The 11,292-nt window shown below is 67.1% G+C and carries 10 protein-coding genes and 1 riboswitch; of the genes, 6 read left to right on the top strand and 4 right to left on the bottom strand.

What is annotated here, in order from left to right:
• Nucleotides 1-146: 146 nt before the first annotated feature.
• Both ACFU0Y_RS14155 and ACFU0Y_RS14150 read left to right on the top strand, forming a co-directional pair.
• Nucleotides 147-344, top strand: coding sequence for a hypothetical protein (locus tag ACFU0Y_RS14155; protein WP_380215166.1), 198 nt, complete (start codon nucleotides 147-149; stop codon nucleotides 342-344).
• Complete coding sequence (locus ACFU0Y_RS14150) at nucleotides 341-547, top strand: Fic family protein (protein WP_380215165.1); 207 nt, start codon at nucleotides 341-343, stop codon at nucleotides 545-547. The genes ACFU0Y_RS14155 and ACFU0Y_RS14150 overlap by 4 nt, the downstream gene beginning before the upstream one ends.
• Nucleotides 548-595: 48 nt before the next feature.
• On the opposite strand, the gene ACFU0Y_RS14145 is transcribed toward ACFU0Y_RS14150, so the two are convergent.
• The 3 genes from ACFU0Y_RS14145 to ACFU0Y_RS14135 all read right to left on the bottom strand — a co-directional run bounded on the left by ACFU0Y_RS14145 (nucleotide 596) and on the right by ACFU0Y_RS14135 (nucleotide 5,662).
• Nucleotides 596-1,846, bottom strand: coding sequence for a hypothetical protein (locus ACFU0Y_RS14145; RefSeq protein ID WP_380215164.1), 1,251 nt, complete (start codon nucleotides 1,844-1,846; stop codon nucleotides 596-598).
• 212 nt (nucleotides 1,847-2,058) lie between these two features.
• Nucleotides 2,059-3,198 carry an McrC family protein gene (locus ACFU0Y_RS14140; RefSeq protein WP_380215163.1) on the bottom strand — a complete coding sequence of 380 codons (1,140 nt, stop codon included), beginning with the start codon at nucleotides 3,196-3,198 and terminating at the stop codon, nucleotides 2,059-2,061.
• A gap of 46 nt (nucleotides 3,199-3,244) precedes the next feature.
• On the bottom strand, nucleotides 3,245-5,662 hold the full coding sequence (locus ACFU0Y_RS14135; protein WP_380215162.1) for an McrB family protein: 2,418 nt from the start codon (nucleotides 5,660-5,662) through the stop codon (nucleotides 3,245-3,247).
• A 109-nt stretch (nucleotides 5,663-5,771) separates the two neighbouring features.
• On the opposite strand from ACFU0Y_RS14135, the gene ACFU0Y_RS14130 reads away from it, so the two are divergent.
• Complete coding sequence (locus ACFU0Y_RS14130) at nucleotides 5,772-6,812, top strand: HNH endonuclease (protein ID WP_380215161.1); 1,041 nt, start codon at nucleotides 5,772-5,774, stop codon at nucleotides 6,810-6,812.
• A gap of 253 nt (nucleotides 6,813-7,065) precedes the next feature.
• Nucleotides 7,066-7,836 (top strand): TIGR03084 family metal-binding protein, encoded by a 771-nt coding sequence (locus ACFU0Y_RS14125; protein ID WP_380215167.1) that lies wholly within the window; start codon nucleotides 7,066-7,068, stop codon nucleotides 7,834-7,836.
• A 44-nt stretch (nucleotides 7,837-7,880) separates the two neighbouring features.
• On the opposite strand, the gene ACFU0Y_RS14120 is transcribed toward ACFU0Y_RS14125, so the two are convergent.
• Nucleotides 7,881-8,222, bottom strand: coding sequence for a hypothetical protein (locus ACFU0Y_RS14120; RefSeq protein WP_380215160.1), 342 nt, complete (start codon nucleotides 8,220-8,222; stop codon nucleotides 7,881-7,883).
• A gap of 591 nt (nucleotides 8,223-8,813) precedes the next feature.
• Between ACFU0Y_RS14120 and ACFU0Y_RS14115 the strand changes: the two genes are divergently transcribed.
• The gene (locus tag ACFU0Y_RS14115; RefSeq protein WP_380215159.1) at nucleotides 8,814-9,839 is read left to right on the top strand and encodes a matrixin family metalloprotease; all 1,026 of its coding nucleotides are present in this window, start codon (nucleotides 8,814-8,816) and stop codon (nucleotides 9,837-9,839) included.
• A gap of 713 nt (nucleotides 9,840-10,552) precedes the next feature.
• Nucleotides 10,553-10,738: riboswitch (cyclic di-AMP (ydaO/yuaA leader) on the top strand.
• Between the two features lie 5 nt (nucleotides 10,739-10,743).
• On the top strand, nucleotides 10,744-11,244 hold the full coding sequence (locus ACFU0Y_RS14110) for an NlpC/P60 family protein (RefSeq protein WP_380215158.1): 501 nt from the start codon (nucleotides 10,744-10,746) through the stop codon (nucleotides 11,242-11,244).
• Nucleotides 11,245-11,292 lie beyond the last annotated feature (48 nt).

The following is an 11,292-nucleotide window of genomic DNA, read 5'->3' as shown; positions in this document are numbered from 1 at the left end:
CGACCATCCACTGGTGCGTGCGTGTGGCCATGCAGGCATGATCAGTCGCCCAACCGAAGGCGAGCAACGACCGACCAGGTATTGAGACCAGGTGTTAGCAGCTCACGTAACAGCACGGTCGCGAGTCCAGGAAGGAATCCTTGGTGATGGCTCATCAGCCCACGAGGCCGCCGCTGGTTCCGCACGACCGGGTCTGGCAGGTGGCAGCGGCAACACACAGCGCGGCCATGGAGGGCCTGCAGGTCACCGAGGCGACGCGGGCGGACATGGAGCGTTTCGCCGATGGCCAGCTCGAGGTCGAGGAGCTGCTGCGGCGCACCCGCGCCCGTCACGAGATTGGGTGAGTCCCCTGGCCCGTCGCTACGACCAGGTCAATGACCTTCACCCGTTCCGCGAAGGCAACGGACGCACCCAGCGGTTCTTCTTCGACCAGGTGGCCGCCGGGTGGTGGCTGGACTGGACCCAGGTGATTGGGGCGATCAACGACGAAGCATCCCGGTCTGCTGCCGAGGACCGCGACTTCACCGCGCAAGGGGCCAATTCATAACTGCCACTTGCCCCTCAAGCTTCAAGGCCACTGACAGCCGGCTTTCGGTCAGTCCCGCTCGTAGCCGTCCTCGTCGTCCACGCGCCGGCGGCTCGTTCTCTCCGCGATCCTGCTGGAGAGCTTGCCCGTCGCCGCTCTGGCCCGGTCGAAAGTGTCGCTGCCGAGGTCCTTCGCGGCGCCGACGCCCTCGGCTCCTGTCTCGAGCACCTTGTCTCTGACGTCAGCGGCCGCGTCCACCCATCGCCTTGCTTCCAACGACTCTCGGTCGCGCTCGATCCCGAGTTGCGTGTGGAAGTCGACGACGGCGATGGCGACATCGTTGCTCGCCTGCACCACGGACCGCGAGTCCCTCGGGTGCAGCAGCACCTTGGTGTTGGCCGTCCCGGCGGCCGCGTCCATACGGGCCATCAGACGCTCGGTGCTCCGGGAGATGAGGTCCCTCCGGTTCTCCCGCGCAGCCCGAAGGGCAAGCCGGTGACGGTCCAATTCCTCGGGGGACGCGTCCAGTACCCGGTCGAGCTCGAGTACGGCGAGTGCATCCTGCAACTGGAAGCACCGTGCCAGAACGGCGAGCCAATCCCGGGTCCTGGCTTCGGCGTCCTTTGACGTCTTGGCGAGTTCCCCGAGCCTGGTCTTGCGCTCCATCTTCTCCGCGAGGGCGTCGAGCTGACGCAATGCATACGCCTGGGTACGGGCGATCGTCACGGACGTGGCCTGCACCTTCGACCAGGTGACCTCGGAGACCCGTCCCACCTGCTCCCGGATCAGCATGGCCTCCTCGATCACAAAGTCCAGGCCGATCATGTCCGCCAGCACGGCGTCCTTCTGGGCCCGCAGCACGTCGTCGACCTTCTCGTCGATCGTGGCGAGATAGTCGGTGATCTCGTCCATGGTCTGCTGCATGGCGAGCTGCGCCATGATCCCGGCGGCACCCGCCAGGAGCGCCGGGTTGGCCAGAAGCGACCCGGGTGTCCTCACGACTTCCAACAATCCGCTGATCTTTCCGTTCTCGGTCAGCACTGCACGGCTGACACCCGTCTCAGAGCCCTTCATCAGCTTGTACTTCTTCAGGTCCTGCGCGGACTTCTCGGTGAGTTTCACCCATCGGCCCGAGTGGGCTGCGATCTCGGAACCTGCGTGTGCCACTCCGGCGCCGGCGCTCAGGGCAGACCCGAGCCGTTGCAGTCCGAGGTCCTTCGACGGCAAACCCTCAGAGGCGAGGAACCGTTCGACAGCCCCCGGATTCCCGATGACTGCAAAGCCATGGTCGTCGCTGATCAAGTGAATCTCGTCGTTCATGGCTGGTTCCTGACGGTCGGGAGGAGTGGATCGGCACCCGATGAGGGGGAGGTGGGCACCTGCGGGGGGCAGGGCGCTCTTTCGGGATGGGGGGTCCGCGCGCTCACCGTCCGCTGTCCTGAAGCACACGATATTCCGTGACCTCGTCCTAATCATCGCTCGCCCCACCGAACGGCGACTCGAGTCGCATTTATGGCTCCAGGTCACATCTCTTAGAACCAGGCGTCGGTCGACAGCTCAATGTCCTGGCGCGTATTCACCCGCTCAGCTAATGCGTGGACCTGATTCAGCACTTCTTGCGGTGAGGCTGATAGGTCAAGATGCCGCACGTACAGCCGCTTCTGGGCGTGTCGCACCTCGTGCACAATCCGCGCCCGAGGGCCCTGCGCGTAGATCAGTGTGGCCTCCGGAAGCCCGGTCGCGGTGGCATAGGCCAAGAGCTGGTACAAATCTGCTTCATGCCCAAATCCGGCATCGCGCTTGTACTTCACGTCGCCCACGAACCGCCACCGCCCGCCGATCCGCACTCCCAGGTCCGGTGCGAGGGGGACCTGACCACTCTCGGCCAGAGACAGGCCCCTCCCCCGCCAGCTGTTGGGGAACTCCGTTTCTGTGAGGCCGCCAGCCTCACGGAGGGCCGTGCGCACGAACTGCTCGAAGACGTCGTGCAGGCGGAGCGTGAAGCCGACCGTGCCCACGGTGCCACCGGCAAGGTCCGCCATGGAGTTTTCCAGCACCACCCGAGCTAGGCCGAGAATCCGACGGTAGTGCTTGTTCTGGCGGGTCCAGCTGATCGCATCCAGCGCAACGAGCGGTTCCCGCACCGGCCGGACGTGTTCGAGGCTCCGCCACAGGCGGTCCACACCGGCCGCAAGCGCCGGGTCGGTCAAGCGACTGTGACGCAGCGCCCCGAAGGCCTCGCGGAGGAGCCGATTCTCTGTGATGTCGTCGTCGTGCACCTGAAAGCGGCACGCGACGGGCAGCGGCGCGAGCCTCCGCGCCTGGACGTTCCAGCGCACCCGCCCCTTCACCATCGGCAGGTCGGCGTCGACGGTTCGGTATGAGCGCAGCAGTCCGCGCTGCAGCGTCCGGTGGCACGCTGCGACAAAGAGGGCGGTCATGCCGTCCTGGAGGTCGTCGACGCCGGCGATGACCGACCAGTTCTCCTCCCACCGGAACGGGTCCGCGGCATAGGCGGTCATGAACAGCACCCGGTCGATCGGGATCTTGGGCCGCACCACGATGGGGACACCGCCGACGCTCACGCTGCCCACAACGCCACCGGGGCGTACGGTGACCTCGTCGCCGTGGCCGGTCGCGCGGATGACCGCCTCAAAACGGGTCTCCAGCACGTGCCGTTGGGAGGCGGTCAAGGTTAGGGGCCCGGAGGTCTCCCACTCAGTCAGCTGCAGCATCGCCTGCCGTGTGCGTCACGGCCGCCTTCAGGGTCGCGAACTCGAGCTGGTCGAGGAGTTCCGGACGACGGTAGAAGACCTCTCGGAGGGTCGGCATCACGGTGTAGTCCCAGGCGCGCCGGGCCCGGGTCTCGTCCATCTGCTGACCCATGAAGTGGCTCGGGCCGACGTGCTGGTCCTTGTCCTTGATGATGCCGTTCGCCCGGTCGAGGAGTTCGGCGAGCCACTCCAGCTCGGCGTCGTGCTGGGCGAGGTGGTTCCGGAGCATGCCGTCCACCGGGGTCTCGCCCGGCCGCAGGTCCCGGACGTAGAAGCGCCGGCGCAGCGCCGAGTCCAGGGCGGTGATGGAGCGATCGGCGGTGTTCATGGTGCCGAGGAGGAACAGGTTGCCCGGCAGGCTGAAGTCCTGGCCGTAGGTCAGCGTGACCGCCTCGCCGCGGTACTCGAGCAGGTAGTAGAGCTCCCCGAACACCGCCGGGACATTGCCGCGGTTGATCTCGTCGACGAGCATTACGTAGGTGTCCTCAGGGTGCGCCACCGCCTCCTTGGCGAGGCGGAGCAGTGGGCCGTCGACCACCCGGAACGACGTCGGGTTCTCCGGGTCCGGTCGCAGTCCCTGCACGAAATCCTCGTAGCTCGTTCCCGGGTGGAACTGGGTGAGAGTCACCCGCTCTGGGGCTCCCGCGAGGAACTCCGCGAGCTTGCGTGCCAGGTGGGTCTTCCCTGTGCCCGGAGGGCCCTGCAGGATCAGCTGCTTCTTCAACTGGAGCAGCTCCAGCGTCTCCTCGAGCCACTTTGCTCCGTCCTCGTCCAGGGACAGCGCGTCCGCGAGGTCCTCGAAGGAACCCGACGACGGCGCCTCCATCCCCGGGCCCTCTGCCGGCGCGGTGACCACCGCTGCTGCCGTCGATGAAGTCGTGTTCGCCGCAGTCAGTGCAACGGTCTTGCCGGTGCGCCAAGCGTCGTAGGCCCGCCACTCGGTGTCTTCCCACCCCTCGGGGCGGCCGGTTCTGACAAGGAGGTCGGCGAGCACGGCGGCGTCGAGACGGGTGCCCCAAAGGTCCTCCGGGCTCCCGAGGCCGACTCGGGCCGCGTCTAGGCGCTCGAGGTAGAGAACGTAGTTCTCCCCCACGGTGGAGGAGTCCTGTCCCGGATAGCCGTTGGCGAGACGGTGGGACGTGGCCGCAGTTTCGAACGGCCAGAGGGGGAAACCCTCAGCATCCTGTGCCATGAGCAGGACCGAGGCGAGTGCCATCTGGGCTCTGTCGCCCGGTCGCACGTTGTCGGGCACTCGGTTCCAGAACTGGTCGATCGCTTCCCCACCGCGGTGATCCGCAAAGGCGATCAAGGCATGCCGGGCGGCCGCGTCGTCGCTCTGTGCCCAGGACACGACAGTCGAAACTGCCGATGCGAGTCCTGAATCCAGGTCGGCGAGGGCTGCGCGCAGTGGACCGCCGATGGGTCCCCCGCTGGTCGCCGCTCGGAGGGCCCCCTCAGCCCGCAGTGCCCGCTCCTCCCAGACGGCGCGGGGCTGATCCAGCACGTTGGTGAAACGCCGCGCCCAGGAGACATAGGTTTCCATCTTCGGGTTGGGCTGCTGCCACAGCTCCCGGTAGGGCGTGCGATAGAGGTCCGTGTAGGCGCGGTTCCCGAACCAGGCGTTCGGCTCGAGCCGCCGCACGATCTCGGCTACCTCGTACTCCCCTCCCAGTCGCTCCGCGAAGAACTTGGGCAGGGCGCGTCGGTCGTCGCGGCTGGTGATGGCCGGCGCATAGTCCGGGAACAGCATGTGCTCGAGGGCAAAGCGTTGGCTCCACACGGACTGGTCATCGATGCGCTCCATGAAGCGCTGGAAGGTGTCCCAGTCGGTGAAGACGCCGGTCCGCTCGGCCGGGGGCAACGTCTTCGCCGCTTCGTAGACCCGGATGAGGTAGGCGAACATTTTCCAGCGGTAGGTGTTGTACCCGGTTCCCGGATGGGCGACTCCACCGGCGAGCGCCTCGGCGAACTCGTCCGGTAGGTCTGAAGTGCCGGCATTGCGGTAGTCCAGGATCATTCGGATCTGGTCACGCTTCGTCTTGGCCCGTGCCGCCCGGGTCGTGACGATGAGGTAGTAGACGTACATTAGTTCCGCGGCGAGTTGCACCGCGTCTGCACTGAGATCAGCGAGTTGTGCCTCGAGCTTTCCGTAGAAGGTCCCTTCCCCCAGATCGGGCCTGAGGATGAACCCATCAACCAGTTCCTGTACCGCTGCCTTGCCGTTGATGAATTCCCCGCTGAAGAGGCTGCGGTCATCGATCAACGAACGGTCCCGCCACTGCCTCGCCGCCCAATACATCTTCTGGGCGGACGGAAGCGTCACGCGCGAACGGCTGGTTGTTGCGTCATCGGATTCGGCCATGGGCACCATTGTGTCTTGTCATGGTGGGTCTTCCGCCCAGACGCGGCGTCACCCGCGCCCCTCGCTTCGCCTCTGGTTCCGACTCGACCATGGCCCTAGGGTGCAAAGCATGAAGCTGAGCGAATTGACTGATCCCGGAGCTGTTGTGGCGGCTATGCACGAGTTCGACGAGCTCGGTCGCGACCGGTTCCTGGAAAAGTACGGGTTCGGCCGAGCCCGCACTTACGTCGTCGAGCACCGCGGCCGCACATACGACTCCAAAGCGCTGGCCGCGGCAGCCTACGGCCATCAGCACGGCGAACCCTTGCGTGCGGACATGTTCAGTGGGGGCCTCAACACGGTGGCGCAGAAGCTGACGAGTCTCGGGTTCACCGTGGTCGGAGAGGACCGGGTTCCGCTCCTCCCACCGTCTACCTCGACCTTCGTACTCCTGTGGAATCCCAGCAGCTGGGAATGGTCGCAGGACGATCGTGATCGCATGCAGCAGCTCATCGCCGAACAGGGGCAAGCGCCGGACAGGTGGTCGACGGGAAGCCGCACATCCGGCGTCCATCCCGGGGATCGGATCTTCCTTCTGAAGGTCGGGACCAGACCGCTCGGCATGGTCGCCTCAGGGACCGCCCTCAGTAAGATCGAGTACGCGGATCACTGGGACGAGGAGCAGCAGAAGCAAGCCCCGTTCGTCGACGTCGTCTGGGACACCCTGCTCGACCCGCAGGATGTGCTTCCGCGGGAGGTCCTCAAGGAGGAGATTCCGGACAACGGCTGGACCTTCCAGGGGGGCGGCGTACTCCTCGCTGCCGATGTCGCCGACGACCTGGAGCTTCTGTGGGCGTCCCATCGACCCGTCGAACAAGTGGCCTCGGCAATCGAGGCGCGCTATGCCCCAGGCCTCAGCAGGCGCCGGTTGCACCAGCAGGCCTTCCGGAGACTGCTGCTGCAGCACTACCCGGCTGAGTGCGCCGTCTGCGGGTTGCAGGAGATGTCCATTCTGGAGGCCGCTCACATCTTCCCGGACAGCAAGGGAGGTCCGTCCGACGTCGCCAATGGGCGGCTTCTGTGCCCCAACCATCATCGAGCGCTGGACGCGGGACTGTACGAGCTCACCGACGCCGGCCCCGTGTGGAAGGACTCGACGAGAGCTTTTTGATATGACCAGGCTGTCAGCAAGAGTCGGAGGCCTAAATTTCAACGTCTTCGCCTCTATCACCTGCATCCAGACGTCAAGTTCTCTGTCACCGACCGAACAGCCACGAATTTGGTGCAGTGAGCACTTGGCGGCTCGCAAGAGGTGCCCGACGACGTAAAGTCCCCCTGGGACCCGTTGGGGAGGGCAACCGGCAAGACCTCAAGAAGGAGCCGCGCACCGTGATGAGCCGAGGACCCGCACCGACCCCGCCGCCCTGCTGGCCGACCTGCGTCAGGAGGGGGACCTGCTCGAGGAGCTCCTGCGGCTGCTGCCCGCCGAGGACTGGGACCGCCGCACCCCAGCGGAGGGGTGGACGATCCGCCAGCAGGTCGCCCACCTCACATGGACGGAGCGGACCGTGCTGACCGCCCTGGAGAAGCCGGAGGTCTTCGCGCAGCTGCGGGAGCAGTTCCGGGCGGAAGCCGACGTCGTCGACCGCGGAGCCCAGGAGGGTGCCGCACGGCCGCCGGCCGAGATCCTGGCGTCCTGGCAGGACAGCCGGCGTCGGGTGCTCGAGCGGCTCGCCGCCGTACCGGAGGGCGAGCGAATCCCATGGATGGGCACGCCCCTGGGCGCGCCCATGATGGCCAGCGCTCGGATCATGGAGACCTTCGCCCACGGCCAGGACGTTCGCGACGCCCTCGGAGCGCCCCCGGTCGCCTCGCACCGGCTGCGGCACGTCGCCCACCTGGGCGTGGCCACCCGCGACTACGCCTTCCGGCAGCGCGGGCTGGAACCGCCAGCCGAGCCGTTCCGCGTCGAGCTCACCCATGAGGACGAGGCCTGGACCTGGGGCTCTGCAGAGGCAAGTCAGCGTGTCCACGGCCCGGCCCTGGACTTCGCCCTACTCGCCACCCGACGGCGGCACCGTCAGGACGGGAGCCTCGTCGCGGAGGGCCCCGACGCCGACGCCTGGCTCGACATCGTCCAGGCCTTCGCCGGCCAGCCGGGTCCGGGGCGAGCCCCGCGGGCAGACAGGCGATGAGACACGGATCGCCGCCCCACTCAAAGCCAAAGCTCTGAGGCTCATCAGCGACGACGGCCCGTTCCCTGGGACGGCCCCAACCGGGCTGACACACTGACCGAGTCCGCGTTGAGTTCGCCCCGCTCGCGGAAGCGGTCGTCGCCGATGTCGCCGTACTCGGAGGTGAAGAACCTGCGCTCGCGGTATCGATCCCGTGCCGCGGCGCCACGATCGGTGGCGGAGGAGTTCTTCGCCGAGCGCGTCGAGGAGACTGCCTGTCCGCGACGCTGCGGTGGAGTCTGCGGTTTTTTCGCCTTCTGGGACGATGCCTTGACCATGGTCTTGCTCGTGGAGCGGTCCGGCTTCTGAGAAGTGTGTGGAACTTTGACCGTGTTGGTGGGTGCCACGGGCTTCTTTACGGTGCGCCGGAACGCTCCCTGCATCTGGCGAGCGCTGAGGCGCGTGTTGCTCCAAGGGCAGAGGACCTTTCCCCGTCCCCGCTGCAGGTGGCTGGGATAGGCCTGCTCGAGCGAGGGCAGCTCCTGACGTGCTCCGCAGTGGACGCAACGGACGGTGTAGACGAATTCATGACCGTCCGGCGGGCGTACGACCTTCTTCGCCCGAGGAGCGGCCAGGGCTGCCGCGAATCGCTGAGAAGCCTGCAGGCGCTTCCTCGTCGACGGGACGACCATGCCCGGTGCGAGCGGGTCCGTCTTGGGGCCGTCCGGAGTGAGGGAAGCGGATTTCAGTGCCCCTGCCCGTTGAGGCAGCGGTGTCGATGTCGAGCGACCCACCGGTCGCTGGGAGCCGGGCTCCGGTGCCCGTTTCGGCGTCGACCGCTGCTTCCCCATAGGTCCCTCCTTGGATCGTCGAGTCTCTATTACCAGATAGTATTCCGCTCGGTTTGCAATCGCGATCACGGTGTGCGGCAGCTCGCCGCGTGTCGGCGCCGCGACAACACCCACCGCCGCATCGGTCGAACACGGAAGCCAGGAAACATGCACAAAGCCGGTGGCATCACGCCGCGTCGAGGTTCCTCGGTCCGTCATGGCAAGAACATCGACGTGTCCGCGCACGTCAGGAGATCACCGAGCGGACGCACCCCGCAATGGGTCCTGGAGGAGGCGCAGGAACACCAGCGACAGGCGGGGATGAGTCCCCGTCAACGACGCCGGAAGCAGAGGCGCGCTGCCCGCATCGCCCGGCAGTCCGCCAGCCGCTGGTCGAAGGATGTGAAGCGACGCAACCGCGCCTGGCGGGCGTCCCCCGCGATCGGGATAGTGCTGCTGGCAGCACTGTGGGTCACCCCGGACCTCTTCAACCAGTACGCCCTGCCGGTGATCCACCCTTATCTGCCGAACGCCTCGGCGCCGCCGCCCGGGGTCGATGCCTCCCGCGATCCGATCGGGGTCCCACCAGCCGTGGCGGACATCGGCGGATACCGCTTCATGGAGTCACCGGACCCGGAGCAGGAGATGGTCGCCTACGACCCGTGCCGGCCGGTTCGTGTGGTCGTGCGCCCGGACGATGCTCCTCCGGGCGGTGAGCAGCTGATCGAGGAGGCCATCGGAGCGATCTCGGCGGCAACGGGCCTGCAGTTCGTCGACGCCGGAACCACGACGGAAGCACCCTCGAGCCGGCGTGAGCCATATCAACCCGACCGCTACGGCCGCCAGTGGGCGCCGATCCTCATCGCCTGGTCCGACGCCGAAGAGCACCCCGATCTGGCTGGGGACGTGGCGGGTCGGGGCGGGAGCACCGCCCGGAACGTGGACGCCGGTCCCTTCGTCTACGTGACCGGACAGGTGGTCCTTGATGCTCCTTCTCTGACCTCGATGATGGAGCGGCCGGATCAGGTGCGCGCGGTGATCATGCACGAGCTGGCGCACGTCGTTGGCCTGGACCATGTCGACGATCCCGGGCAGCTGATGTACGGCGACAACGTGGGTTTGACCGACTTCGCGCCCGGGGACCGCGCCGGCCTCGCCAAGCTCGGCGCCGGGACGTGCGTGCCGAGACTGTGAGGTCTCAGCCCCGGCCCTGGACTTCACCCTGCTCGCCACCCGGCGACGGCACCGCCAGGGCGGGCGCCTCGTCGCGGAGGGCCCGACGCCGACGCCTGGTTCGACGTCGTCCAGGCCTTCGTCGACCGACCAAGGCCGCGGCGGGCGCCGCTGTCGAGGACAGGGTGGGAAGTGGACCCGCGTGTGGCGCCGCTTCTGGAGCCCTGCCCTGATGCACAGGTGGCATGCGATGCAAAGAACGCACCCCCGAAGCGTGCTCCAAGAAAGCCGACTCACGTCAAGCAATCACCCCAAATACAGTTGTTTCTTTTTGTGAATTTCTACCTGGGGCTCAGGATGTACAAGAAATTGCCCTCACCGTCCCGAGGGGGAAGGGCTGCTCACATCGACGGCCAAAGGCTTAATGGAGTTCTTCCGAAAAACTGGTGCGCCATAGCGCGGGTGCCACCACCGGACACTCCACTCCGAGGCAGGAGCACGCTCGCCTGTCGGCATGACTCGAACTGAGCCCCTGGTCAAGGGCACTTTCGTCTCGAGATGGCCTTCCAGGCGGATCTCCATCGGCGCCCCTGGCCCAGCACCGCCGCCCGAATGGGGAAGCGCTCTGCTGGGTCGGCACAGAAGCCGAGACACGCCCGTGATCTAAACGTGACATTTCCGTTATCTTTCGATTAGTGTTCTCCCCGTGCCGATTCCCTCACTGATCGGCACCCCCGTGCACATCGCCGAATTCTGCCGGTGCCCGGGGCCCCCAGACACATCGCTCGGCAGAAGCGGGGGAACCAAGAACGGTCCCTCCCCCGGGACCTAGGGGTTAAGTCGTCAGGGCCCCCAGCCCTGCGACCGGGTGTCTCCCACCCGCATCCGACAGCTCACCTCGCAGGCAAGAGGGAGGACATCACTCATGCCCGTTTTCCAGTCCCGCACGCCCCGTCACCGCGCCCAGAGCTCGTTCCGCCTCGGGCGCACCGCGATCCTGGCGGTCGCCGGCGGCGCCCTGGCGCTCAGCAGCGTGGCCCCGGCCCAGGCCGCGCCCGCCGCAGCCCCCCAGCAGCTCATCAGCATCCAGTCCCAGTCCGGCAAGGCCGCGACCATCGCCGCCGCGGCCCGGAACCAGCTCGGCGTGGGCCAGGACTGCACCGCCCTGGTCACCAAGGCCCTGCGCGCGGCCGGGATCAACCACCACGGCTGGCCGGCCTCCTACCTGAGCCTCGGCACCCGGGTCTCCGCCGCCCAGGCCCAGCCCGGTGACCTGGTCTACTACGCCAACGGCGGCATGGGCTTCGCCCACATCGCCGTCTACATCGGCGGCGGCAAGGCCGTCCACGGCGGCTGGAACGGCAACCAGACGGTCATCCAGACCGTCAACGTCGGCTCGGGCCCCGTTTACCTCCGCGTGCGCTGACACGCCACGCACCAGAACCGGGTGGGCGGTTCCCGTTCCGACGGGAAC

Source organism: Kocuria sp. NPDC057446, from assembly GCF_042802875.1.
In the GTDB taxonomy this organism is placed as follows: domain Bacteria; phylum Actinomycetota; class Actinomycetes; order Actinomycetales; family Micrococcaceae; genus Kocuria.
Note: the sequence above shows the minus strand (reverse complement) of the source record. Positions and strands in the feature narration are given on the sequence as shown.

What these genes read in the sequence shown, in the direction of transcription:
- ACFU0Y_RS14155 (WP_380215166.1), top strand. Translation starts at nt 147, where the DNA reads ATGGCTCATCAGCCCACGAGGCCGCCGCTGGTTCCGCACGACCGGGTC.
- ACFU0Y_RS14145 (WP_380215164.1), bottom strand. Translation starts at nt 1,846, where the DNA reads ATGAACGACGAGATTCACTTGATCAGCGACGACCATGGCTTTGCAGTC.
- ACFU0Y_RS14135 (WP_380215162.1), bottom strand. Translation starts at nt 5,662, where the DNA reads ATGGCCGAATCCGATGACGCAACAACCAGCCGTTCGCGCGTGACGCTT.
- ACFU0Y_RS14130 (WP_380215161.1), top strand. Translation starts at nt 5,772, where the DNA reads ATGAAGCTGAGCGAATTGACTGATCCCGGAGCTGTTGTGGCGGCTATG.
- ACFU0Y_RS14115 (WP_380215159.1), top strand. Translation starts at nt 8,814, where the DNA reads ATGCACAAAGCCGGTGGCATCACGCCGCGTCGAGGTTCCTCGGTCCGT.
- ACFU0Y_RS14110 (WP_380215158.1), top strand. Translation starts at nt 10,744, where the DNA reads ATGCCCGTTTTCCAGTCCCGCACGCCCCGTCACCGCGCCCAGAGCTCG.